Raw genomic sequence first — 24,996 nt, 5'->3', positions numbered from 1 at the left:
CATCATGACCGCACCGCACATCCACGGGCGCAGACGTACGCTTACCGCGTCAGGCGCGGTCGATGCCCAGAACGCCATCCTCACGTCGAACAAGAACGAGGACGGCGCCACCTGGATCGATATCGGTCGAGTGCTGGGCAAGTCGGACGATCGCGCCGCCGCGTACGCCAACACATCAGCGGCGATCGACCTGCCGACGTTCCTGGCAGCCTGTCACGAGTGGGGCGGACGGTTTGCCGATCCGCTGCTGGCTCTCGTGGGCGGCCGCTGGGCTGACGCGGGCGCCGTCTGCACCGGCGATGACAAGGCTGCCCTGACGCTCGCCACGCTGCTGCCGGCGATCATGGCGATCGAGGCTGACGGCATAACGGAGGCGGACGAACTCGCGCCGCATGAAGTGCTTATCCGCCGCGTTCACTCGCTGACCGCGGTCTGGCTCGAAATGATCGCGGCCGAGCGAGGTGCCAGATGACCGATGCATCCCCTCCCCTCACACCGCCTGAAGCCGATCTGCAGGACTTCCCGTTCATGCCGCTGCATGTCGCCCGACTCCGCGACAGCGACCTGGCAGCCGAGGCTCACCCGGAGGCATGCTGGTATGCCGTACTGCTGTGGTCCGCAGCCTGGCATCAGCTGCCTGCAGGATCGCTGCCGGCGAACGATGCGGTGCTTGCGCGGCTTTGCGGCCTGGGACGCGACACCAAGACGTTCCGGAAACACCGCGCCGATGCCCTGCGCGGCTGGATCGAGTGCGATGATGGCCGCCTGTACCATCCCGTTGTTGCCGAGCAGGTGATCAGCGGATGGCAGAGCAAGCTCAAGCAGCGCCATCGTACATTCTGCGCGACGGTGCGGAAGCACAACGAGCGCAAGCCTGATGACAAGCGTGACAGCCCCGACTTCGAAGCATGGCTGTCGCTCGAACGTCCCTGTGACGTGGCTTCCCTAGTCACGCCGGTGTCACGCGTGACAGACCATGATGTCACGCGTGAAACAGCATCCAAGAGAGAGGGAGAGGGACAGGGAGATTATAGTACCGTAGCTAAAGCTACGGGCACGGCGAGCGTGCCGGGTGCCGATCCACTCGATGTCGAGAAGGCAGCGGAATCCCACCTGTGGGCCGCCGGCAAGCGCTTCCTGCAATCCCGCGGCGTGCCCAAGGCGCAATCCGGCAGCGTCATCGGCAAGTGGAAGGGCACGTACGGCACAGCGCCCGTCATCGAGGCGCTCGGCGTGGCGCAGCGCGAGCCCGACCTGGTCGACCCGATCCCGTTCATCGAGAAGATCCTCAGGCGGCGCTCCGGCACCGACGACCACGGCGCGAACACGATCGGCGGCGTCCGGATGAGCTCGCCGTGCTGACCGCTCGCGATATCCTGGCCGAGTTCCGCATCGTCCTGCGGGATGTCGGGCGTGGCAACCACAAGACGCTTTGCCCGGAATGCTCGCACACCCGGAAGCACAAGCGCGACCCCTGCCTCTCCGTCACGATCGACGACGATGGCGTCCTCTTCAACTGTCACAATTGCCCATGGGCAGGCGGAAAACGATATGAGCAATCTTCACCCCAAGCACGCAGAATGGCTGGCCGGCCGATCGCTGGATCCACTTCTGGCGGAGAAATTCGGCCTGACGTCCACGCAGCAAGGCGGCAACGGGTTCTGGCTGACCGTGCCGTACATCGAGAACGGCCAGGTGGTGAACCACAAGCTCCGGCAGACCGCGGAAAAGCGGCACCGGATGGACGCGGGGGCGCCCCTCACCCTGTGGAACCACGACGCGCTGCTATCGGAGCCGGTGCGCAGCGGACAGGTGCCAGTGGTGATCACGGAGGGCGAGTGGGACGCGCTGGCAGCGATCCAATCCGGGTTTCAGCACACAGTCTCGGTCCCAAACGGCGGCCCGAATGAGCCCAGCCGCGGCGAGCTGACCGAGGAAGGCGACGCCGAGCGGTACCGTTTCCTGTGGCGTGCCAAGGCACATCTTGACGCCGTGAGCAGCTTCATCCTTGCGGTCGACGGCGATCCGGTCGGGCGCATTCTCGCGTCAGAACTCGCGCGACGCTTGGGCCCGGAGCGATGCCGCTTCGTCACCTACCCGGCCGGCTGCAAGGATCTGAACGAGGTGCTCGACGTCTACGGATCGGGTGGTGTCGCGCTCGTGCTCAACGATGCGAAGCCCTACCCGGTGAAGGGGCTCTACCGCTTCTCGGATTTCCCCGATCCTGCCGACACACCCTCGATCCCGCTCTACCTGCCAGGCGCAGTCGACGGCCCTCACCTGCTGCCCGGGACGCTGATGGTGTGGACGGGGTTCGCCGGCTCGGGGAAGACATCGCTGATGGTTTTCATCATCGCGGACCTGCTCCGCCGCGGCATCAACGTGGCGATGGGCAGCTTCGAAACGGCGGTGAAGCCGATCCTGCAACGCAAGCTCCGGGCGGCGATCATGCAGTGCTCGGACAACGACGTGGGCAACGAGAAATACGTCTCGACTGAGCGGGTGGCAGAGGCCGACGAGCTGCTGGAGCAGCGCTTCTCGATCATCTGCCAGGACTTCACCGACGAAGAGCACGAGATGACGCTGGAAGAGATGCTGGAGCTCGCACGCATCGCCGTGCTGCGCGACGGCGCCCGCCTGCTGATCTTCGATCCGTGGAACGAGCTGGAGCACAAGCGCCGACCCGACGAGACCGAGACGGACTACACCGGCCGCGCCATCCGGGCGATCAAGGCCTTTGCCCGCCAGTACATGGTCGCGGTGTGGATCGTCGCGCATCCGAAGAAGCCGATGCAGTGGGGCCAGAAGCCCGACGCGCCGGGGCTCTACGACATCTCCGGCTCGTCGCACTGGGCAAACAAAGCCGATTACGGCGCTGTGATCTACCGCCCGAACAAGGAGAACAACGAGACGCAGTTGATCATCTGCAAGGTCCGCATGGGCCTGCCCGGGAGAGAGCAGACGGTGAAGATGGAATGGCAGTGGACGAACAGCACGTACGTGTCTCGCGAGATCGCGGAGGCGGCGTGAGCAACAACGGAACGACGAACTTCATGCAGTGGGTGATGACGATGGCACGGAAGACAAAGGCAGCGAAGAAGGTGGGGCCACTGGCAGCGCTGCTACAGCGGGAGAGGGCCGAGCAGGCACGCGCGCCGCTGGTAAATGAATTCGCAACCCAGCACGGTGACTATGACCGCAACTTACGCAAGGTGGTGAACCGTGGCGGCACGCCGATCGCACGCTGGCGCACGGCCGGGCACCTGTCGACCAGCCAGGATGCCGCGATCGCTCACTGCATCGCGCTGTGGGACATCATCAGCTCGTCTGGCGGGCTCGTGGCGAACCTGGACCGGACGGTGTTCGGCACCCCAGGCGACGGTCACCCGCGCGAGGTTGAGGCGAGGTCCGACCTGCTCCGGATGAAGAACCATGTCGGCGCGAAGTACTGGGACGTGTTTGAGAACGTCGTGCGGTTTGATGAGCCGGCCGGTCTGGCTGGGTCCAGGCTTGCGGCGCCCGAGGCCAGCAAGGAGTATGCGGCTCGGCTGACGGTGCAGTTTGTGGCGGACATCGTGACGATGAAGGAGCGGCTGAGCTATTGATCGGCTTCAGTGGGCTCGAGCAGGCGCCGATTGACGCGGACACAATTATATCGGCACAACGTGGACCAAAGAAGCGGCAGCTTAGCATGAGGAACGCTGATGAGTTTGCGCGGCTGGTGGAAAGATCAACGAGAACGGGCGCGGCTCACCCGGCAATCTCTTGCTTGGAACAGCGATCAAGCTTTGATCGCCGCTCAGGTGCCAGAGCTTACAGGGATGAGCGACGTTGAAGGAATGGCGTACACTCTCCAGCAGGTTGAATTGTGGAAGGCGACCTGCAGGCCCGAAGAGGCGATCGAGTTTTCACGTCGCGGGAAAGCCTCGATAGAGTCGTTCGAATTCGACGGCCTGACGATGCCCTATTGGGCCACGCTCTGGATCTTGCGCACCTATCAGAGATCGATCGGCCTCAATGTTCCTGATGTCGCGCCCGCGTTCAAGTTGAGCCGGGACGCAAACGCTTGACCATGCGGCAACCCGCATGCTACCTGCGGTCGCAATCATTATAACTCCGCCTAAAGCCCGCTCTCACCGGCGGGCTTTGTTGTTTCGGCAGCCGGCGTTGATAATCGTTAACCGTTCGTAAGCACGTTGGCTGTAGCGCGGCCGCGCAGTGCCGATTTCCCATGGACACTTGCAGCGGACGGGCGCCAATCCACCTCGGACAGCAAATGGCGCCCGTCTGCCATCATCCCTCCGCCTGCGCCGCATCTTCCGAACAGCCGCTGAATAACCGAACCTCCTACCGAGTTGCCCGAAAGCGACGCCTCTACTTTCGTGCTGTGCGGTTTTTGGCCGCGCCATGTTCCTTCTCCGACACTCCCGCATATGGTGCTGCAGGCTGATATCCCATGATGATCGGGCCCGGCCGGTAAATGACCTTGGCAAGGCAGTTGAGCCTTGTTGCACGAGCGCGCAAAGCCTCCGCCTCGTCACTGTCCGGCATCTCTTCGGCGAGGAAGATGCATCGCAGGGTTTCCGTATCCAGGTCGTCTATGTTCATGAATTTGCAATAAATCTGAAATGGTTAAGCGTCCGTTAGCCGTGATCTGATAATTACCCATCGGCACAGAAAGGCATGCGATGGCGCTGCCCGCTCCTCACATCACCAAGGCTCGCCGCATCGAGCAGCTGGCCAGCGACCTGCACAACCTGGCCTTCGACGTTGCCGAACCATCGCGCTGCATCGCTCGATCGGATCGGCTGACCGCCGAGGGGGAGCGCATCGCCGCTGCGGTGCGTGCTGAGTTTCGCGGGCACTGATGGCGTGGCCCACTACCAGCCGCCACGAGCGCGGCTATGGCACCGAGCACGACAAGATGCGGGCACACCTGCTTGCGACCGTGATCCTGTGCGAGGAGTGCACCCGGCACGGCCGCGTCACCGCCGGCACGATCGCCGACCACATCATACCGCTAGCCAAGAACGGCACCTCGGAGCGGTCTAACTACCAGCTGCTGTGCAAGCCCTGCTCCGACGCGAAGTCGCTCGCCGACAAAGGGCAGACTGCCCGCCCACGGGGTTGCGATGCGAACGGCATGCCGACCGATCCGGCCCACCCTTGGAATAGGAGAGCATGATGGCTTCCGACGCGACGGTCAAAATCCCCATGTCGAGCGCCATGCGCGGCATCACGCTCAGCGCAGTGGTGACCGGCATGCGGCTTGCCTCCCTGCGCACGCGCGCTGGTATCCGCCTGATCAGGTTGGCTGCAAGGTCATCGGATGCGACGTCGAGTTCCAGATCAAGCTGGACGGTACGACGCACATCACTGGCGATCTCGACCTCCGGCGCGTCCCCGGCTGACCCTGCCCCCAGGGAGGGGGCGGGTCGAAAGTCAGGGGGGTGCCGCCACCGGTACCGACCCCGTCCCCAACTTGATTGCTAATACAGGATTTGCTTGATGGCCGCTCGACGCCCCCGCGTCGACAGCGCTGCAGGGGCGGTAGCGGTCATGGCTGCCGCGGCCCGCGACCTGTCGCCGCCCGCCCACATCCAGTTGCGCCCCGGTGACATGCCATTTTGGGATGCCGTTATCGCCGAGCGAGCGAAGAGCGAGTGGACCGATGCCGACATGGCGGTTGCTGCTGGGCTGGCGCGTGCAATGGCAGACTCGGAGATGATCTCCGGCATGTCGGTCGGGCAGCGCGGCACGGTGAAGGGAAAGATCAAGCCGAAGTTCGTGATCGCGAGCATCGGAGCCGTCGACAAGCTCGCTAGGCGCATCGTGACGCTCCGTCGGGCGCTAGGGCTCGACAACCGGGCCAAGAATGGCGAGCAACGAGACGTAGAACGTCGCCGCGAGATAGCGAAAGAGACCGAATCCGGTCACAATCCGCTCGCTGACGATGGGGACGATCTCCTCGCGAGGCCGTCTACACTGCAGTGAACACCCCGGCCGGCGGCATTGCGCCGCCGATGTTCGGGCCTAATCGTCGACCAAAGACCCGCGGCGAGCGCGTTATCGCGTTCATTGAGCGCTATTGCGTCGTGCCGGAGGGCAAACTTGTCCGCCAGCCGGTCCGGCTGGAGGCGTTTCAAACCAAATTCCTCCTGGATGTCTACGACAACCCCGAAGGCACGTCCGAAGGCATCCTTTCGATCGCGCGTAAGAACGGCAAGTCGGCGCTGATCGCTTGCGTGCTGCTGGCCCACCTGGTCGGGCCGGAGGCGCGGCTCAATAGCCAAATAGTTTCAGGCGCACGGTCCCGCGACCAAGCCGCGCTCGTGTTCAAGCTTGCCTCCAAGATGGTCAAGCTCAGTCCGGCGCTCGACAAGCTGGTGCGGATCATCCCGTCAGGCAAAACGCTGATTGGGCTCGCGCTGAACGTCGAATTTCGGGCGCTTGCGGCCGATGGACAGACCGCGCACGGCCTTTCGCCTGTTCTGGCAATCCTAGATGAGCTGGGGCAGGTTCGCGGGCCGCAAGACGACTTCGTAGAGGCAATCGAGTCCGCTTCTGGCGCCTACGATGACGCCCTTCGCTTAGTCATTTCCACGCAGGCGCCGACCGACGCCGACATGCTGTCGATCAAGATCGACGACGCGGTGCGGTCGAACGATAAGAAGATTGTCGTTCACGTCTACGAGGCCGCGAAAGGCTGTGAGGTACTCGACCCGGTTGCACATCGAGCGGCCAACCCGGCGCTTGGCAGCTTCCGATCGCAAATCGAACTGCAGGCGGCGGCCGAAAAGGCCGATCGCATGCCATCGGCAGAGAACGGCTTCCGCAACCTCTACCTCAACCAGAGGGTCAACCGCTTCTCGCCGTTCATTTCGCCCTCCGTTTGGGGGGCGACCGCTGGCGAGACGAGCGAGGAAGCCTTTGAGCAAGGCCGTGTCTACGGCGGGCTCGATTTGGCGGAAACGACCGACCTTTGCGCCTTCGTGCTGGGCGCCGACTGGCAGAACGTCTGGCACTACCGAGCGTGGTTCTGGAAGCCGGCAAACACGCTGGTCGATCACCGCAAGCGCGACAAGGTGCCCTATGATGACTGGGCAACAGCCGGGCTCATCAAGACGCCGCCCGGTGTGGCGGTCGATTACGAGTATGTCGCGCACGACCTGGCCGAGATCTGCAAGCCGTATGATGTCGAGCGCATCGGATATGACCGGCACAGATTCAAAACACTCGAAGCGCAGATGCAGAAGATCGGCGTCGAGCTGCCTTTCGAGCCATTTGGGCAAGGCTTTCTCTCAATGGCTCCGGCCATGGACGTCGCCGAGATCGACTTCCTCAACGGCAATGTGCGCCACGGTAACAACCCGGTCCTGACGATGTGCGCCGCGAATGCCGTGGTGAAGAAGGACCCGGCCGGCAACCGGAAGCTCGACAAGTCGAAATCGACAGGCCGCATCGACGGCATGGTGGCGCTGGTCATGGCGAGAGGAGTGGCGGCTATGCACAGCGAGACCGACAACAGCGCAGCGCTGGACGACTTCCTCGCTGCCGGAACGATGCACGCGTGACGGTCACTTCGGTCATCACCGGGTGGATGCAGTCCGTGTTGGGTGCCGCTCCAGCTAAGCTGGACGGCACGCACCCGGACATCCAGCACAATATCGCATTCGGCGGTGGCGGCACCTACGCCAACAAGCGGGTGACGGCGGACACCACGCTGTCGCTGTCGACCGCATGGGCATCCGTCCGTCTTAATGCCCGGACGATCGCCTCCTGCGGCCGCAAGGTTTACCGGCGCACCTCGGCACTACAGCGCGAGGCGGCGGAAGATCACCCTCTCCACCGGGTGCTGGCGATCAGCCCGAACCCCGACCAGACGCCTATGGAGTTCTGGGAGGGGCAAGTCACAGCACTGAACCTGCGCGGGAACGCGTACGCCCGCATCGGTCGCCGCGGTGACAAGCAGGTCGTGGCATTGTGGCCGCTCTCGCCCGACATCGTGAACGTCTACCGCACACCCACGGGGGAACGTCGCTACACCGTGGGCAAGGATGACCTCGGCGCCGATGAGGTGTTCCATTTGCGCGGCTTCGGTGCCGGTGGCGACCTCGGGCTATCTCCGATCGCCTACGGCCGTCAGACAATCGCCACGGCCCTTGCCGCGGAGCAGGTCGCCGGCTCGACTTTCTCCAACGGGCTCCAGCTTTCCGGCTTCGTGGAAGATCAGCCTGGGGCAAAGACGACCAGCGAACAGCGGGAGAGCCTGGTAGCGCTGTTTTAAAAGTTCGCGGGATCTTCCCAGGCAGGCAAGATAATGCCGCTGCCACCCGGCTTTTCGTTCAAGGCGCTCGGCCTCAGCCCTGAAGATGCGCAGCTGCTCGAAACGCGGCGTTTTTCTGTCGAAGAAATCTGCCGGTGGTTCGGCGTGTTCCCGATCCTGATCGGCCACTCTGCTCAAGGCCAGACAATGTGGGGCTCGGGTATCGAGCAGATCGTGCTCGCGTGGCTTACCCTTGGTCTGGGCACCGAGTTCGAGCGCATCGAGCAGGCGATTGAAAAGCAGCTGATACAGCCGGCTGAGCAGGGCCGGCTTTACGTCCAGCACAACGCCGAGAGCTTGCTCCGCGCGGACAGCGCATCGCGCGCCGCGCTGTACGGCGCGCTCGGCCAGAACGGCGTCGCCAGCCGCAACTACATGCGGGCGAAAGAGAACATGGAGCCGTATGCCGGCGAGGGCGGCGACGTGCTGACGGTGCAGTCGAACCTCATCCCGCTGGATCAGCTCGGCAAGGTGCCGCCTACCGCTACCCCGACAGGACCAACCAGCCAGGCCGACATCGAGGCGCTGGTCGATGCGCGCGTGAAGGCGGCGATGATGGGGCACAATGGCGCCCCGCGACTGGAGAGCGGACAATGAGTGAACTTGGTTGGGGCTTCGAGATCAAGACGATCGACGAGGCCGGATACATCGCGGGCATCGCCGCCGGTTATGGCAACATCGACCACGGTGGTGATGTCATCATGCCTGGCGCTCTGACCAAGGCCATCGCAGGCCGTGCCAGCGTTCCGATGCTGCTGTTCCATGACCACAAGCGGCCGGTCGGGTCGTGGTCGAAGTTCGATGAGGCCGAAGCCGGCCTCCATGTCGAGGGCAGGATCGCTATCAAGTCTGAGGGCGGCCGGGAGGCACACGCCTTGGCCGAGGCGCGCGCGCTCAGCGGCCTGTCGATCGGCTACAAGACGCTCCGGCACAAGTTCGAGGGTAAGACCCGCCAGCTGCACGAGCTCGCGCTGCACGAGGTTTCGCTCGTGCCGGTCGGTATGAACGACCGGGCGGTCATCACCCAGCTCAAGTCTCTTGTGGAGGACGGCGGGATACCGTCCGTCCGCGAGTTCGAGGAGTTCCTGCGGGATGCAGGCGGCTTCTCCAAGTCCTTGGCGGCGGCAATCGCAGGCAAGGCAACGCCGCATCTTCGGGGGGAGCCCGAGGTCAAAGCGACCACCGACGACTTCTGGTCCGCGCTCGGCGCGGCGCTGAAGTCCTGACCTTAGAACCCTCCATAGAGAGAACCCCAATGCGAGATCTGATCAAAATCAACGCCGCAACCGCGGCGCTCCTGGGCGTGTCTTCGCTCGGCGCAATGTCCGCTGCCGAGCGCAGCAAGGGCCGTTACATGCGCGACGGCACCGGCCACCCGAACGGCGGTGGAACCATGACGCCCGAGCAGCTCGGCAAGTACGTCAAGGACGCGCTCGACGAGGTGAAGAAGATCGCCGACGGCGCCGAGACCGAGGTCAAGCGCTTCGGCGACCTGACGCAGGAGACGAAGGGCAAGGCCGACCAGGCACTGCTGAAGTTCAACGTCCTCGACGAGCTGAAGGGCCGCGTCGATGACATGGAGCAGCGGATGACGCGGCCGGGCGGCGCCGGCCTTGGTGAAGAGACCAAGAGCTTCGGCCAGCAGGTTGCCGAAGACGACGGCATCAAGGCTCTCGCCAGCAAGGAGCGCCCGTCGGCGCGCATCGAACTGAAGGCGATCACCACCGCCAACAACTCGGCTGGCGGCTTCATCGTTTCGCATCGCGAGACCGAGGCTGTCAGCATGCCGCGCCGTCCCGACATCATCATGCGCGACCTGCTCACGGTGATGCCGATCGATACTGGTTCGGTCGATTATCCGAAGCAGTCGGTTCGCACGAACAACGCGGCGCCCGTCGCGGAAGGCACGGCCAAGCCTTACAGCAACTACGGCTGGACGCGTGCAACCGCGCCGGTGCGTACGATCGCGCATCTCGCCAAGCTGACGCGGCAGGCGCTTGATGACGCTCCGCGGCTCCAGGCAGAGGTCGATAGCGAAATGCGCTATGGTCTGGCACTCGCCGAAGACGGGCAGATCATCCTTGGCGATGGCACCGGCGAGAACCTGCTCGGCCTGTATCCGCAGGCAACCGCTTACGTCGCGCCGGCTGGCATCTCCATCACTGCCCCGAACAAGATGGACAAGCTGCGCCTGGCGATGCTGCAGGCCTCGCTCGGCTTGTACCCGGCCGATGCGATCGTGCTGCACGAAACCGACTGGACGGACATCGAACTGACCAAGGACAGCAACGGTCGTTACATCTTCGCGAACCCGACCGGCGTTGTCGGCCCGATCCTCTGGGGCAAGCGCGTGATGCCGACCGTGTCGATGGCGCAGGGCACGTTCCTGGTAGGCGCGTTCAAGGTCGCGGTGACCCTGTACGATCGGCTCAAGCCGGAGGTGCTCATCTCCAGCGAGAACGCCGACGACTTCGAGAAGAACCTCCTGACCATGCGCTGCGAAGAGCGCCTCGCGCTCGCCGTGAAGCGCCCTGCGGCGCTGATCAAGGGGCCGTTCGCGAACACCTGATCCATCGTGGGGCGGCATGTCGTCGCCCCACAACCTCCAGTGGAGAACAGCCATGACGACCTTCTATGCCCATGAGCCGCATCTTGACGGAACCACGCTCTATCAAACGGGCGACAAGCGCGAAGCCGATGAAAATGACGTGAAGCACCTCGTCGACCTCAAGGTGCTTGGCGACAAGCCGCCCAAGGGCGTGAAGCCGACGAAGGTGCTCGACTATAAGGCGGACAAGCTCGGCGCAAAGCCGCTGACCGAAGCGTCCAAGGACGAATTGCTGGTGATCGCCGCCTACGAGAAGGCGGACGTGCCGCAGGGCGACGCGGCAACCGAAGCCGAGCTGATCGCCGCGATCGAAACGAAGCGGAAGGGCTGATCGATGCGCGTCAGCGTCGTCGTCTCACCCGAGCCGCTAGTGACATGGGAAGACGCTGACGCGCACCTGAAGCTGGATGGCGACACCAGCGAGAAGACGATCGTCGAGGGCATGATAGCTGCCGCGACCGAGCATATAGACGGCCCCAACGGCTGGCTCGGCCGCGCGATCGGCGTCCAGACCTTGGAAGCGTATTTCGACACTTTCGAGACGATGGGCCACGGCTTAGTGCTACCGTATCCGCCTCACATCGAGCTTGTGGGCATCACGTGGCGAGACAGCAACCGTTCTAAGGTCGTCGGTGACCCGCTCGATTACGAGCTTATTGGCGACACGATCTACTCGCTCGGCGAGGCGGCATGGTCCGGGCTGCACATCGGCCGCGAGGCACTGACGGTAAAGTACCGCGCTGGATACGAGACCCTTCCTGCGGCGATCCGCGCTGCCATCCTGCTGATGGTCGGCGATCTGTTCCGCAATCGCACTACCGTGCTGACCGGCCTCACTGCCAGTCCGGTTCCTATGTCGACGACCGTAGAGAACCTTCTCTCCCCGTTTCGGGTGTTCTGATGTCGATCATAGACCCCGGCACGCTCACTCGGCGCTTGCGGATTGAGCAGCCGGTCGCTGACGACAGCCTCGACGGCGCTGGTTCGGGTTCCTGGCAGCTGCTGCGTATGACGTGGGCCAGCGTGCAAGATATGCTTCCCAGTAAGGGCGAGCGCATCGCCGACGGCATCAACGTTCATTCACGCCCCGCGCGCGTCCGGATGTATTTTCGCCCCGATGTCACTTCCGAGATGCGTTTCGTGCTCGGCGATCGGATCATGCAGATCGTCGCGGGTCCGGCTGAGTTGGGCTGGCGCGAAGGCATGGAATTTATGGTCGAGGATTACACCTCGCCCGGGAACCCGGCCTGATGCCGACCGTCCGCGGCAAATCGGAAGTCCGCAGCTTCATCGCCGGCATTCCGGGCGAAATGAAGAAGGTGCTGCGCGGCGCCGGTCGAGCCGGTGCCAAGGTCGTCGCTGACGAGATGAAGGTCCGTTCGATATCGCAGGATGTCGATGACGCGATCGTCACGAAGACCAAGGGCGACGACACCCGCGTGGTGGTGAAGATCTCGATCAAGCCCGGCTGGGCGCGGTCGGTTGCCACCTGGTTGGAATACGGCACCGACCCCCACTTTATCAGCGTGTCCGACGGCGAGCGCCAAGGCATGAGCGTCAAGCGCGTCAATGAGCAGACGAAGACCGGCTCGATGGTGATCGGCGGCAAGTTCGTAGGCGAGACGGTGTTTCACCCCGGCGCGCGGGCGCATCCATTCATGCGCGTCTCGTTGGACGTAAAGGGCGCCGAGGCCGTGGCTGCCGCGCGCAGCTACATCAACTCGCGTGTGAGCCGCTCGGGCATTCTCCCGTCGAACGAGCCGGAAAGTGACGAGGCATGAGCGGCGTGACCATCATCGGCGAGCTGCTGCGCTCCAATGCGCCGATCGCCGCGTTCTTGCTTGAGCGCGACCACCCGCTGCTCGCTGCTGATCAGATCAAGGCCGGCCGCCTGCCTGACGGCGTTGCCCTGCCGGCGCTCCTAGTTCGCACGGTCAGTGTCATCGAACGCCAGTATCTGAAGCGCACCGGCATGGTTCACACGATTGAGCGCGTCTCGGTTGCCGTTCGGGCGGCCAGCTATCGCGACCAGCGCAAAGCCATCCTGCTCGCCCGTCCCGCCTGCACGGGCAAGGTGGGCGCGGTCGCCGGCTTCACCAACGTGTCGATCCTGACCGCGGGCACCGGCCCCGACGTGGCTGGCCCCGGCGACAGCTACGAACAGACCCAGGACTTCCGCGTCACCTTCGACGCGCAAGCGCAACCAGGAGACGATTGATGAGCGACGATAAAAAGAAGCGGGCGCTGATCCTCAGCACCTTCACCGATGCCGGCACCCTGGAGCGTTTCACCGAAGGTGACACGCCTCTGCTTGATGCCGGCGTTTTTGCCAATTACGAGGCGGCTGGCCTCGTCGGTGCCCCAACCCCTACGCCAGCGGCCAAGCCGCGCCGCGCCGCGCCGAAGAACACCAAGCGCCCTACGCCGAAGACGCCGGCCGCCCCCGCGCCGGCCGTCGATCCGGCCCCTGAGGTTCCGACCGCTTAATCCGCTTCGCCCGCACCAACGGGCGCTGAACCGCCGGCGTCGCCGGCTCGCCACCAGAAGGAAAAACCATGACTTCCATGACAGCGGCGGGCTCTGCGCTCGCCATCTCCGCAGCCACCCCGGCCACTGACGACATCGCCGGTCATGCCGCCCTCACTCATACCGAGATCGGCGGCATCGAGAAGCTCGGTGCTTTTGGCGCCAGCTTCGCCAAGGTCGAGTTCCAGCCGCTCAAGGGCGCGAAGCAGAAGTATAAGGGCTCGGCCGACTATGGCGCGCTGCAGCCTTCGATTGCGCTGGACAGCGCGGACGCCGGACAGACCCTGCTTCAGACGTCGGCCGACGACGAGACCCAGAAGCTCTACTCGTTCAAGGTCACCCGGCAGGACGGTACGCTGCGCTACTTCCAGGGCCGCACCTTCGGCATGCCCGAGACGATCGACGGCGCCGACACAGTCGTCACGGCCAATCCTTCGATCGAGATCTGCACGAAGATCATCAAGGCCCCCAAGCCCGTCTAACCCTCTCCCGGCTGAGCAGGCCGGTTCCCTTGCATCGCCCGCCCCGCTCTTCGCGGGTGTCTGGGCGGGCGGTGCACCAACACCCGCGAAGGATAATCAACATGGACGCATCTTCACTGAAAGCCGCACCGACGGCCACCATCCACGTCAAGAACGCCGCTGGCGAGCCGCTGTATGACGGCGAGAACCCGGTGCAGATCGTGCTGCACGGCCCGGGCACCCGCCCCTATGCCACTGTCGAAGCGCGCCAGACTGCGCGCGCCCTCAAGCGCCTCAACGACAACGAAGGCAAGATGACCGCGCCGACGGCAGAAGAGCGCCGCGCCGAGACCGCCCAGGATCTGGCCGAGATCACCGTCGGCTTCAACCACCTGACCTACGGCGACAAGACCGGCAACGAACTGTTCCAGGCTGTCTACGAGGATGCCGAGCTCGGCTATATCACCGCCCAGGTGACCAAGTCGGTCAAGGACTGGGGCAATTTTTTGCCCAAGTCGGTAGCCGCCTAACCCTGGTGGTCCGGCAGATGGCGTGGCTTCATGCCACACCAAAGCCGGACCCTCGATCGAAGCGCGCGGCGGCGGAGCATCAGCCGCCAGCGATCAGTCGCCTCGAGTGGTATAAGAAGAAGAAGATTCCGCCGCCGATGCCGCCAAACCCCATGCCGCACATCATCGCGCGGCTGGTCGAGATCGGGCTGACCGAGTCCAACGGGATGGGGTCGTCGCCGCTCAGCTGGCAGGAGATCAATGCCTGGTGCGATCGCACCTTGATTGATCTCTGCCCTTGGGAGGCGCGATTGATCCGCGCGCTGTCGGTCGCGTACGTTGCCGAGAAGGCTAAATCGGAGAGCGAGACGCACCCGGCGCCTTGGCATTCTGCGGTGACACAGCGTGAGATCGACGCTGACGAGGCCGAGCTGGACACGGTGTTGGGCTGATCTTGGCAGACTGCCAATTGCGCGTGTATCGTGCCCGCGAAGGGGATTGATATGCGCGCGCTAGTTTTGGCTCTTGGGTTGCTCGCCACACCGGCTTTGGCCGTCGAAGCGAACACCCCTCGCGTAGCATCTGCCGGCGACCCTATCTGGAGCTCTGACCCGGCGCCAACTGTCCAGAACGAACTCGTCCTCGTCGACGCCGCAAGGGGGGGCGGCTTCTTCTCGACAGCTGGGACTGTAGAGGTGCTACCCGGAACGATCCTTGATTACATCGAAACCAAAACAGGTCCCCGAGCATGTTCTCGCGATACCAACTATGTGATGGTGTGGCACACGCGAGCCTGCCTAATCGACAGCGATCAGGACGGGCAATTTGATCAATTTTCCTACAACGAAAATGGGAAAATTGCAGCACTTAAGAAGCCGGCTAAGTACACGAAGAGGCCGCGGCTAGTCAGCGACAATCCTTCGTTCGAATCCCGTATCATATATCTGGGCACGACGGGTTCGACGCTGAACTTGTCGTACCGCGAGTTTAAGAATGATCTTGCTCGATCAGCCTTCACCGAAGAGCTCACCATTCCTCTTACGTCTGCATATCCTCAGCGCGTGCGCTTCAAGGGTTTGGAGATGGTGATATTTGGGATCGACGGCCTTGGCCTGCGCTATTCAATAAGCCCGGTTTCTCCGGCGCCTTAAAGGCCGTTCTGTAAGGCGCGAACTGTTTTAAGCATCGAAGAAGGGCGGTCCATTTGGGCCGCCCTTTTGCATGGGAGGCGCACATGGACGAAGGCTCTCCCACGCTCGAAGTCGGCTTCGCGATCGACAGCGGGGGTTCGTTCGACGAACTCCTACGCCTGCAAAGCATGTCGGATTCGACCGAGGCAAAGCTCGTCCGAGATTTTGCCAATATCGAACGCGCCTCGGGCGGCATGGTAAAAACAGCGCCTGCAGTCGCCAGCATCCAAGCCTTCGCTAACGCCGCGACCCGCGCCGAACAGGATGTGCGCCGCGAAAAGGCGCTTACCGAACGGTCGATTGAGGGGCTAATCAAGCAGATGGATCGTGAAACGGCAGCGGTAGGCCGTACCCGGCAAGAGCAGCGTGCCGCCAAGGCCGAAGAACTAGCCATCGCGGCTGCTCGGCAGGGCAATACCGACGCTGCCGATCGCTTGCTCGCCAGCACGCGCCAGCTGAGCGCGGCGCAGGATGCTCTTGCCCAAGACAAGCTCGCCGCGGAAACCAGGGCCGCCGCCGAAGCCCTGCGCGAGCGGGAGCGCGCCGAAGTGGCTCTCATCTCCCAACTGCGCGAACGGTCGCGGCTCGATGAAGCGCTCTCGCGCACGAACGGGACGGACCGCCCCCGTGCGACAGATGCGGGCGCTACCTACAGCGCGCTCGCCGCGAAAGCAGCGGACGACGAAACGCGCGCCAACAACGCAGCCGCCGCAAGTGCGCAGCGCTTGGCGCGAGAGCACGCCGAACTGGTCGCAATGGTGCGCGGTTCGCAGGCGGCGATGGAGGCTGATGCCGCCGCCGCTGAGCGGCTGCGGATGTCGACCGACCCGCTATATGCCGCGACCAAGCGCCTCAATGACGAGATCGCAGAGAGCACCAGGCTGTATCGCACCGGTGCGACTGCGCCGGCTGAATATGCGCGCCAGCAGGAGGTGTTGACCGGGCGCCTTGCCGCTGCTGGCAAGCAGCACGATGCGCTGGCGGGATCGTCGCGTCGCAGCGGCTTTGCCATGCAACAGTTCGCGCTGCAGCTGCCCGATATCATTCAAGGCCTGCTCACCGGGCAGAAGCCCATGACCATCGCCATACAGCAAGGCGGCCAGCTTGCTCAGGTCGCACAGATGGCTGAGGGTGGGATGAAGGGGTTTGCCCGTCAACTGCTCGCTGGCGCGGCAGCATTCGCGCCGTTCATTGCGGTCGCCGCAGTGGCCGTGGCAGGCTTCGCGCTATTCGATCGCGCAGTCTCCAAGGGCATCGACACCAAGGAGATGGTTGCCGGCCTCGGGCTGACCCGCGCCGAGATCAAGCGTCTGAAGGATACCACCGTCGACACCGGCGATGTGGTGAAGGCCACTTTTCAAGTGATGGCGAAACGCGTCGGGTTCGAACTGGGCAACGTCAAAGGCTGGTTTGGCGACGCTATGGACTTCATGACGAAGCTTGGCCGCCTGACGCTGGCTGGCATTTATGCCGAGTTTGTGGGCACGTTCCGGGCAGTGGGCGCTATCGTGAAGGCTGGCTTCGCCGGCAAGGGCATCGACGGGATGCTCGCGGCGGCAGGCGGCGCGTACAAAGGGGCATTCGACGAAGCCAACGGCGCCATGAAGCGGTTCGGTGCCGACGTCAGCAAGCAGATCGGATCGAACAAGCTCAAGGAACTGCAAAAGCAGGCCAAGGAGATCAAGCTTGATCGTCCAGACACGAAGGACAAGCCCGATCGCCATGCAGAGATGCTGGCGCGAAACGCGGAGGCCGTGGAGGCCCAAATCAAGAACCTCTACGCGCTCGCCGAGGCCTACGACATCTCTGGTGCCGCGGCACTGATCGCCGAGGCGCGCGTCAAAGCGGAAACGCAGGCGATAAAGCAGCGCGCCGATATCGAAGCTGCGGTCGATCGTCAGATCAGGCTGTCAATCGCCGAACGCGTATCAAACGCGTCGAAGGGCTCTGCCGCCATGCGTGACCAAGCTGCCGTGCAGGCGGAGGTCAATGGCATGGTTGCGGCCGGTACCGTCACTTCGGAACGTGCCGCCGAGCTGGTGCAGCAGCGGATTGCCGAACTTCCATTGCTGGCGGCGATCGAGGTGGCGCAGCAGCGCGGGCTGAAAGCCGAGGCCGAGGCTGCAACGAAGGCGCTGGAGGGGCAGCGCGACGCGCAGGCCCGGATTGATGCAGCTGCGATCGGGCAGCGATTCACGGCTTCTGATGCTGCGGCCGATCGTCGCTTGGCAGAGCTACGCGAAGAGCTTCGGCTGGTGGGCGCTACCGAGATGGAAAGGGTTCGCGGCCTGGCAACCATCCGTGCGCAAAACCAAGCTCTTGCCATGGGATTCACTGCCGGTACGCCGTTCTTTGACGAGACTGTCCGCAAGCTAATCCAGATTGAGATCGCTACCAAGGAGGTCGCCGACGCCAATCGGGAGCTCAGCGAACAGCTTAGCAATACTGCCAATATCTTCGATGCGATCGATCAGCAGGCGCAGACGGCTGCGCGAAGCATGGCAGATGCGTTCGGCGGCGTCGGCTCGGCAATTGGCGACACGTTGACGATCATGACTGGCTACTATGCCGATCAGGCCCGTCTGCAAGCGATCCACGACGAAGCTCTTAGGAATGCTCAGGGCAGCCAGCGCAGAATTGATCGCGAGAACGCCCTCTACGCCGCCAGGACGTCAGGCCAACAGGTAGCGTTGTACGCTAACATTGCCGGCGCCGCGAAAGGCCTCTTTAAGGAGCACTCGGCTGGCTACAGGGCGATGGCTGCGGCCGAGAAGGCGCTTGCCGCCATGCAGTTGGCGTTGGCGTTGAAGAGCGTGGCGGTTCAGATCGGCCTCATCGGCACGCACGTCGCTGCCAAGGTCACCGGCGACGCCCTAATGGCGACGTCGGACACGGCGCGCGCGGGCGTTGAGCAGAGCAACAGCTTGGCTACCACGGCGGTGAAGGCCGTGGAGGCGGTGATCAACGCTATCCGCAGCCTGCCCTTCCCGGCGAACCTTGCGGCCGGAGCGGCGACCGCGGCGGCGATCGTCGCTATGGGCGTCGGGCTGACTGGCGGATTTGGCGGCGGCAAGAACAATCTACCCAAGGCAAACGACGGCACCGGTACCGTGCTCGGCGATCGCGACGCCAAGTCGGAGTCGATCAAGAACGCGATCGACGCCTTAGCGGACGTCGACACCCTGACGAACACCTATGCGCGCAACATGGCAGCGTCGCTCCGGTCGATCGACAGCCAGATCGGCGGCGTTGCGGCACTGGTCGTACGCGCCGGCAACGTCGACGCCTCGGCCGGCGTGAAGGAAGGCTTCAAGCCCAACGCGATCGGCTCGGTTCTCAGCAAGATCCCGTTGATCGGCGGCATCCTCGGCGGGCTGTTTGGCAGCAAGACGAAGGTGATCGGCAGCGGCCTGTACGGCGGCGCTCAGACCGTCGGCAGCATCGTGAACAACGGCTTCGACGCGTCTTACTATTCGGACGTGGAAAAGAAGAAGAAGTTCCTTGGCCTGACCACCAGCACCAAGTATTCGACGAACTACACCGGGGCCGATGCAGGACTGGAAAGCCAGTTCACGCTGATCCTGCGCGAGTTCAACAGCGCGATCGCCGCGGCGGCTGGGCCGCTAGGCGTCGCCACGGGCGAGGTGCAGTCCCGGCTCAACAGCTTCGTCGTCAACATCGGCAAGATCGACCTGCAGGGGCTGACCGGCGCCGAGATCGAGGAGAAGCTGAACGCGGTGTTCGGTGCGGCCGCGGATGGCATGGCAAATGCCGCCTTCCCAGGGCTCGACCGCCTGCAGAAGGTGGGCGAGGGCGCGTTCGAGACGCTGGTGCGTGTCGCGTCGACCGTAGAAGCGGTGACCAATGCACTCGACGCTCTGGGCGGCGGCGCGCGCGCGCTTGGCATCGAGGCGAAGGTTGGCCTGGCCGATCAGTTCGATAGCATCGGCGACTTCACCAGTGCGACGGAAGGCTATTTCGAGGCCTTCTACACGCAACAGGAGCAGGCCGCGGCGAAGACGGCCCAGCTGACGCGGGTGTTCGGCAGTCTCAACCTGACCATGCCCACGTCGCTCGCCGGGTACCGCCAGCTGGTCGACGCGCAGGATCTGAACACGGCAGCCGGCCGCGAGGTTTACGCCACGCTGCTGAAGCTCGCGCCGGCCTTTGCCGATCTGCAATCGTCGATGGATGGAGCGCGGAGTGCCGCCGACATCCTCAGCGAACGGCAGGATCTGGAACGCCGGCTGCTGGAGCTTCGGGGCGACACCGCAGCGATCCGGGCGCTCGACCTTGCCAAGCTAGATGCGAGCAACCGCGCGCTGCAGGAGCAGATCTATGCGGTGCAGGATGCGCAGGACGCCGCAAAAGCAGCGGCCGATCTGGCAAGCGCATGGTCGTCGGTCGGCGACAGCATCACAGCCGAAATCAACCGCATCCGCGGGCTAAGCGGGACGGACACGGGGGGCGGGTTCGCAACCCTGCTGGGTCGGTTCAATGCCGCCAACACTGCGGCCCGCGGGGGCGACATGGACGCAGCCAAGAACCTGCCCGGTCTATCGCAGGCGCTGCTGACTGCCGCCGCCCAGGCGGCAACCAGCCGGCAGGAGCTCGACCGTATTCAGGGGCAGACGGCGGCCAGCCTGGAAGCGACCAACGCGGCCATCGCCAAGCTGTCCGGCGCGGGTGCCCCGACGGCGGCGAGCACCGCGGCAATGCTCTCCGCTGCAGCCACGGCATCGCAGGCAACAGCGGCTCCGAAGGCCGCCAACGATGACCTTGCCGACGAGATCAGGGGGCTGCGTGAGGACAACGAAACCATGCGCCGCGACCTGACGGCCGCTCTGGTCACGATCGCCAGCAACACCGGGCGCACGGCCCGCAAGCTTGATGACGTGACGGCGGCGAGCGGCGGCGATGCGATCAGCACGGCGAATGCCGCGTGAAGGTTGAGACCGACGCCGGTGAGGTAATCGAGCTCGGCACAACCGAGACCGCGCCGACGATCGGTATCACCGATTTTAGCAGGCGTGTAACCGACGACTTCGGCGTGACCACTGTCGTCGAGCGTGGCTTTGCGCGGCGCATGTCGGTCCGCCTCGCCGTGCCGTTCGATGATGTCGACGAGCTTCAACGGCGACTTGCCGCCCTGCGCGCTACATCGGCGCTGTGGGTAGCCGATGATCGGTACGATAGCCTACAGGTTCGCGGCTTCTATAAGGATTTTCAGGTCGATCTGGCGACCTCGCCTCTCAGTTCCTGCACCCTGACGATCGAAGGGCTGGTGGCGTCTGAAACAACCGCCGAAGTGCCCGGCGATCCCGCCCCGCTCGACAGTCGCTCGACGCTACAGCTGCTCCAGCCGGTGATTGTCACGCCCGCCATGTTGGTGGCAAGCAATGTTGCTGAGGCCGATTATGCGGAATGGTCTGCCAGCACCGCCTATCCCGTAGGTGCGCGCGTCATCAAGGCGGCAACGCACCGGATCTACGAGAGCGCTGGGGGTAGCAACTTCGGCAATGATCCAGCAGGCGTCGCGGGCAAGTGGATCGATGTCGGCCCCACCAAGCGATGGGCGATGTTCGATCAAGCGCTTGGGTCGGCGACGACATCGAGCACGGCTATCGAGGTGACCCTGCAGGCGGGCTCGGCGGTGACGTCGCTGGCGATCCTTGACACCAACGCCGCAACGGTGCGCGTCCGCGCACCGGGCTATGACCGAACGCAGGCATTCGATGAGGCGGGCTCAGCGCTCTTCCTCGACCTGGTCGCAGCAGCAGGAACGAGCGTCACTGTCACCCTCACGCCGGCCGGCGCGACACCTGTCGCGCGTCCATGGGATGATGGCACTATCTGGAGCGACGCCCCCAGCTGGCGCGACGTCATTCCTGCCGGCGACGGGACGGTGTCGGTCGGCACGCTGCTGATCGGCAGCCTGAAAGCGCTGGGCGTCACCGAGGCCGCGCCGACGGCGGGGATCACGGACTACAGCCGCAAGGAAGCCGATGACTTTGGCGCGGTCACGATCGTCGAACGCGCCTGGGCCAAGCGCATGACGACGAAGTCGCTGATCCGCACGGACGCGATCGATGCCGTTTCGCAGCGCATTGCTGCCGTGCGGGCCACGCCCTCGCTGTGGATCGGGCAAGCCGGGCTCGACATCCTGACGATCTACGGGTTTTTCAAGGATTACTCGATCGAGGTCGGCGAGACGCTCAGCAAGCTGTCGCTGTCGATCGAGGGCTTGAGCAAGGCGGCGCCAATCCCGCGTGCGCCGGTCGTGTTAGTGCCTCGCGGCCCGTACGACGCGGCAACGATCTATGGCGAGGGCGATGTCGTCCAGTACCAGGGATCAAGCTGGACTTATATTGCGACAACAGCAAGCAGCGGCAACGCACCGCCGGCGCTTCCGACCGAAGAGAACGAATACTGGCGTGTGTTCGCACGCGCTGGGCTCGATGGCGTGGATGGCCGAGACGGGCTTAATGGCTCGAACGGAACGCCCGGCCAGTCCTCCTACCTGCACATCGCGTATGCCAATTCGGCCAATGGTCAGGTCGACTTTACGACGGGCGCGCCCGGAAGCCGGACCTATCTTGGCACCCTAGTCGATCAAGCCTCTGCCGACAGCACCAACCCCAACGCCTATACATGGTCGCTCATCAAGGGCGCGGACGGCCTGAATGGCGCGAACGGTTCGCCAGGAGCGAATGGCGCCGACGGCCAGCCAACCTACGTGCACATCGCATATTCCAACGCTGCAAACGGCTCGGTCGATTTCAGTGTCGATAACCCGGCGAATCGATCCTATGTCGGCTTCTACGTCGACCAGACGCTTGCCGACAGCACCAACCTCGCGGCGTATACCTGGTCGCTGGTGAAGGGTGCGGACGGGCTCAATGGCACAAACGGCGCACCGGGCGCGCCGGGCGCCAACGGGCAGACCAGCTATTTCCACACCGCATACGCCAACAGCCCGACCGGCTCGATCGACTTCACGACCGGGTCGCCAGCAGGGCGCGCCTTCATTGGAACCTATTCCGACTTCACAGCGGCCGACAGTGCGAACCCGGCGACATACGACTGGACTGCGTATAAGGGTCCTGCGTCGTTCGGATTGACCGCGAGAGGCGACGTAGCCGTCGCGAGTAGCTCGCTGGTGAAGACCGCGACATCGACCTGGGGCGGCGGCGGTGGTTTCTCAACCGAGGGTTGGGGTGGCGGCGCACAGACCTCGTTTAAGCTGTCAACGACTGAGACGTTCGCTGGGCTTAACGCGGACCCGTCGGCGGATGATGGCTATACGACGATCGATTATGCCTTCCACGCCTCGATAGACGGCTTGACCTTTATCTTCGAAAGCGGGGTCGGCACGCTGATCGGACCAACCGATTTCAGCAGCACCTTCCAGATCGTCTACGACAATGCGCAGGTGCGGTACTACATCAATGGCAGCTTGGTCCGCCAGGTCAGCGCGCCTGCGGACAAGGTGTTGTATTTCGACGCAGCGATCGCCGGCCCTGTCGGCAACAGGATCAGCGACATCAATTTCTCTGGCGCTGGCCGGGCTGGCGTTGATGGTCCCGATGGGCTGAATGGCACGAACGGCGCGCCTGGTGGCTCTGGGAGCAACGGTCAGACGAGCTATGTTCACGTCGCCTACGCGGACAGTACTAATGGGGCGACCAGCTTCACGACCGGCGCGCCCGGCACGCGCAAGTATATCGGCATCCTGACGAACTTCACCGCCGCCGATAGCGAGAATTATGCCGATTACACATGGTCAAAGTTGACCGGTGACAACGGCTTGAACGGCGCGGACGGCACTCGCGGTGCTGACGGCGCGGATGGCCAGCCGTCCTACGTCCATTTTGCCTATGCCAATTCACCCAATGGAGGCGTTGACTTCCACGTCTCTGACCCAACCGGCCGGGCCTATGTCGGAATTTACACCGACCAGACGCTCGCTGACAGTACGAACCCGGCCGCGTACACCTGGTCTTTGGTTAAGGGGGCGGACGGCACCAACGGTGCAAACGGCGTCGACGGCTTCACCGTGGACGCTATCGCGCCGTTCATCATTCCGGTCTTCTCGTCCGGAGCCGCCAAGCCCAGCTGGACAGGGGGCAGCGGAGCGATCCGGCTTCGCAAGGGTGCGAACGAGATCACCAGCGGCGTCACCTATACGATCGAGAGCGCGACCGACATGGCGGGCATGGCGATCAGCGGCCAGACGTTCAGCTTCGCTGGCGTTACGGCAGAGAAGGGAAGCTTCGTCGCTGTCGCTACCTATGGCGGCGTTGCTTACCGCACCACGGTCGCGGTCAAGAAGGTCTTCGACGGCTCAGCGGCCTTTCGCGGCTCGGTTGCTTTGGCGGGCGCGAACACCTTCAATGGCGGTTCTGGCGTCGGCGCAGGGCAAACACCGATACCGGGCGGGTCCACTGTGCTGTTGAGCGCGAGCGTGAACTACTCAGCCCCCAACAGCGGCAACACGACATCGTCGTTCACCGGCCGGGTGTACCTTTATTATCAGAACATCACCGACAACGGGCCGCGTACCCTGCTCGGCTCCGTCGTCGGGTCCGCCAGCCTGCGGCGTAACAGGGGCACTGCGCAGGAGCCGGACATGGAAACGCAGAGCGGCACGGTGTCGGCGAGCTTCGCTTTCGCCTCAGCGGCAACTGACAAGATCTATTCCTACGACGCGGTTCTCGCGAGCGAGTTCGGCGGATCGTACAATGTCACCGCGTCGGGAACCTTGAAGATGGAGGTGACAGGGTGATCGATCTTCCGCTCTCCGTCCCCACGATCGCCGTGTACGACGACACGGGCGGCCTCTTGTTCGTCGGCCCCGACGGTACTCAAGGCGCAGGCGCTGGCTGGTCGCTTCTGCCCCCTGGATACGACGATGCTACGCACGCATGGTCTACCGAAGCGAAGGCGATGGTAGAGGATGCAGCCAAGGTCGAAGGGCTGCTCGTCGCGGAGGTGAAGGCCGAGGCTGAGCGTCAGCGGGCGCTTAGCACCAGCCCGGGTGAGTTCAAGCAGGCCGAGTATGCGGCCAAGCGTGCCGAGGTGGTGGCTTGGGACATGCTCGGCACGACGGCAGCGGCCATCCTCACCGCGTTCAACGGGCTCAGTGCTGTGCGACGTGAAACCCGGTTCGCCTACGCCATCGCAGATGCAGCGGCATTTGGCGACAACCCGGCCGCCGCAATTACGCGCTTCCGCGCCGGCATAACGGCCGCCGCCGCAAAGGTTGGCGCGATCGAGGCGCGGGCGTGCGCTCTGATCCGAGCCGCTGACACCGCCGAGGCCAAGCGCGCAGCAGCTGCATCGGCAGCCTGGCCCACTTAACCACAGAAGGAGAATG

25 protein-coding genes and 1 pseudogene are annotated in these 24,996 nt (G+C 64.0%); 25 read left to right on the top strand and 1 reads right to left on the bottom strand.

What is annotated here, in order from left to right; all coding sequences use genetic code 11:
- Positions 1–4 precede the first annotated feature (4 nt).
- The 5 genes from NV382_RS16655 to NV382_RS16635 all read left to right on the top strand — a co-directional run bounded on the left by NV382_RS16655 (position 5) and on the right by NV382_RS16635 (position 4,070).
- A complete protein-coding gene (locus tag NV382_RS16655) occupies positions 5–472 on the top strand; it encodes a hypothetical protein (RefSeq protein ID WP_260597835.1) in 468 nt (155 codons plus the stop codon).
- On the top strand, positions 469–1,362 hold the full coding sequence (locus tag NV382_RS16650) for a YdaU family protein (RefSeq protein WP_260597833.1): 894 nt from the start codon (positions 469–471) through the stop codon (positions 1,360–1,362). Before NV382_RS16655 ends, NV382_RS16650 begins: the two co-directional genes overlap by 4 nt.
- Positions 1,363–1,551: 189 nt before the next feature.
- On the top strand, positions 1,552–3,030 hold the full coding sequence (locus NV382_RS16645; protein ID WP_260597832.1) for a DnaB-like helicase C-terminal domain-containing protein: 1,479 nt from the start codon (positions 1,552–1,554) through the stop codon (positions 3,028–3,030).
- The gene (locus NV382_RS16640) at positions 3,027–3,605 is read left to right on the top strand and encodes a hypothetical protein (RefSeq protein WP_260597831.1); all 579 of its coding nucleotides are present in this window, start codon (positions 3,027–3,029) and stop codon (positions 3,603–3,605) included. Before NV382_RS16645 ends, NV382_RS16640 begins: the two co-directional genes overlap by 4 nt.
- A gap of 99 nt (positions 3,606–3,704) precedes the next feature.
- Positions 3,705–4,070, top strand: coding sequence for a hypothetical protein (locus NV382_RS16635; protein ID WP_260597829.1), 366 nt, complete (start codon positions 3,705–3,707; stop codon positions 4,068–4,070).
- 304 nt (positions 4,071–4,374) lie between these two features.
- Here NV382_RS16635 and NV382_RS16630 read toward each other — a convergent pair whose 3' ends face one another.
- On the bottom strand, positions 4,375–4,608 hold the full coding sequence (locus NV382_RS16630; RefSeq protein WP_260597828.1) for a hypothetical protein: 234 nt from the start codon (positions 4,606–4,608) through the stop codon (positions 4,375–4,377).
- A gap of 80 nt (positions 4,609–4,688) precedes the next feature.
- On the opposite strand from NV382_RS16630, the gene NV382_RS16625 reads away from it, so the two are divergent.
- The 20 genes and pseudogenes from NV382_RS16625 to NV382_RS16530 all read left to right on the top strand — a co-directional run bounded on the left by NV382_RS16625 (position 4,689) and on the right by NV382_RS16530 (position 24,980).
- Positions 4,689–4,868: a hypothetical protein gene (locus tag NV382_RS16625; RefSeq protein WP_260597827.1), complete on the top strand. Its 180-nt coding sequence runs from the start codon at positions 4,689–4,691 to the stop codon at positions 4,866–4,868.
- Complete coding sequence (locus NV382_RS16620; protein ID WP_260597826.1) at positions 4,868–5,185, top strand: HNH endonuclease; 318 nt, start codon at positions 4,868–4,870, stop codon at positions 5,183–5,185. Before NV382_RS16625 ends, NV382_RS16620 begins: the two co-directional genes overlap by 1 nt.
- Before the next feature lie 323 nt (positions 5,186–5,508).
- Positions 5,509–5,994, top strand: a complete 486-nt coding sequence (locus NV382_RS16615; protein ID WP_260597825.1) for a hypothetical protein — start codon at positions 5,509–5,511, stop codon at positions 5,992–5,994.
- Positions 5,991–7,574, top strand: coding sequence for a terminase large subunit (locus tag NV382_RS16610; protein ID WP_260597824.1), 1,584 nt, complete (start codon positions 5,991–5,993; stop codon positions 7,572–7,574). The genes NV382_RS16615 and NV382_RS16610 overlap by 4 nt, the downstream gene beginning before the upstream one ends.
- 26 nt (positions 7,575–7,600) lie before the next feature.
- Positions 7,601–8,923 (top strand): annotated as a pseudogene (locus tag NV382_RS16605) (phage portal protein).
- The gene (locus NV382_RS16600; protein WP_260597823.1) at positions 8,920–9,552 is read left to right on the top strand and encodes an HK97 family phage prohead protease; all 633 of its coding nucleotides are present in this window, start codon (positions 8,920–8,922) and stop codon (positions 9,550–9,552) included. The pseudogene NV382_RS16605 and the gene NV382_RS16600 overlap by 4 nt, the downstream one beginning before the upstream one ends.
- A gap of 29 nt (positions 9,553–9,581) precedes the next feature.
- Positions 9,582–10,895 carry a phage major capsid protein gene (locus tag NV382_RS16595; protein ID WP_260597822.1) on the top strand — a complete coding sequence of 438 codons (1,314 nt, stop codon included), beginning with the start codon at positions 9,582–9,584 and terminating at the stop codon, positions 10,893–10,895.
- A gap of 52 nt (positions 10,896–10,947) precedes the next feature.
- A complete protein-coding gene (locus NV382_RS16590; protein WP_260597821.1) occupies positions 10,948–11,265 on the top strand; it encodes a hypothetical protein in 318 nt (105 codons plus the stop codon).
- 3 nt (positions 11,266–11,268) lie between these two features.
- Positions 11,269–11,835 carry a head-tail connector protein gene (locus NV382_RS16585; protein WP_260597820.1) on the top strand — a complete coding sequence of 189 codons (567 nt, stop codon included), beginning with the start codon at positions 11,269–11,271 and terminating at the stop codon, positions 11,833–11,835.
- The gene (locus NV382_RS16580; protein ID WP_260597818.1) at positions 11,835–12,185 is read left to right on the top strand and encodes a head-tail adaptor protein; all 351 of its coding nucleotides are present in this window, start codon (positions 11,835–11,837) and stop codon (positions 12,183–12,185) included. Before NV382_RS16585 ends, NV382_RS16580 begins: the two co-directional genes overlap by 1 nt.
- On the top strand, positions 12,185–12,715 hold the full coding sequence (locus NV382_RS16575; protein WP_260597817.1) for an HK97 gp10 family phage protein: 531 nt from the start codon (positions 12,185–12,187) through the stop codon (positions 12,713–12,715). The genes NV382_RS16580 and NV382_RS16575 overlap by 1 nt, the downstream gene beginning before the upstream one ends.
- On the top strand, positions 12,712–13,152 hold the full coding sequence (locus NV382_RS16570) for a hypothetical protein (protein ID WP_260597815.1): 441 nt from the start codon (positions 12,712–12,714) through the stop codon (positions 13,150–13,152). Before NV382_RS16575 ends, NV382_RS16570 begins: the two co-directional genes overlap by 4 nt.
- On the top strand, positions 13,152–13,421 hold the full coding sequence (locus tag NV382_RS16565; RefSeq protein WP_260597814.1) for a hypothetical protein: 270 nt from the start codon (positions 13,152–13,154) through the stop codon (positions 13,419–13,421). The genes NV382_RS16570 and NV382_RS16565 overlap by 1 nt, the downstream gene beginning before the upstream one ends.
- A gap of 68 nt (positions 13,422–13,489) precedes the next feature.
- The gene (locus NV382_RS16560; protein ID WP_260597813.1) at positions 13,490–13,942 is read left to right on the top strand and encodes a hypothetical protein; all 453 of its coding nucleotides are present in this window, start codon (positions 13,490–13,492) and stop codon (positions 13,940–13,942) included.
- A gap of 101 nt (positions 13,943–14,043) precedes the next feature.
- Positions 14,044–14,451: a hypothetical protein gene (locus NV382_RS16555; RefSeq protein WP_260597812.1), complete on the top strand. Its 408-nt coding sequence runs from the start codon at positions 14,044–14,046 to the stop codon at positions 14,449–14,451.
- A gap of 137 nt (positions 14,452–14,588) precedes the next feature.
- The gene (locus NV382_RS16550) at positions 14,589–14,882 is read left to right on the top strand and encodes a phage tail assembly chaperone (protein ID WP_260597811.1); all 294 of its coding nucleotides are present in this window, start codon (positions 14,589–14,591) and stop codon (positions 14,880–14,882) included.
- Between the two features lie 51 nt (positions 14,883–14,933).
- Positions 14,934–15,581 carry a hypothetical protein gene (locus NV382_RS16545; RefSeq protein WP_260597810.1) on the top strand — a complete coding sequence of 216 codons (648 nt, stop codon included), beginning with the start codon at positions 14,934–14,936 and terminating at the stop codon, positions 15,579–15,581.
- An 83-nt stretch (positions 15,582–15,664) separates the two neighbouring features.
- On the top strand, positions 15,665–20,566 hold the full coding sequence (locus NV382_RS16540; RefSeq protein WP_260597809.1) for a phage tail length tape measure family protein: 4,902 nt from the start codon (positions 15,665–15,667) through the stop codon (positions 20,564–20,566).
- Complete coding sequence (locus NV382_RS16535) at positions 20,563–24,405, top strand: hypothetical protein (protein ID WP_260597807.1); 3,843 nt, start codon at positions 20,563–20,565, stop codon at positions 24,403–24,405. Before NV382_RS16540 ends, NV382_RS16535 begins: the two co-directional genes overlap by 4 nt.
- Complete coding sequence (locus NV382_RS16530) at positions 24,402–24,980, top strand: hypothetical protein (protein WP_260597806.1); 579 nt, start codon at positions 24,402–24,404, stop codon at positions 24,978–24,980. The genes NV382_RS16535 and NV382_RS16530 overlap by 4 nt, the downstream gene beginning before the upstream one ends.
- Positions 24,981–24,996: the final 16 nt, after the last annotated feature.

Origin of the sequence: Sphingomonas endolithica, from assembly GCF_025231525.1 — a bacterium.
Classification (GTDB): Bacteria; Pseudomonadota; Alphaproteobacteria; order Sphingomonadales; family Sphingomonadaceae; genus Sphingomonas; species Sphingomonas endolithica.
The sequence above is the reverse complement of the archived record's forward strand: the minus strand, read 5'-3'. Positions and strand labels throughout refer to the sequence as shown.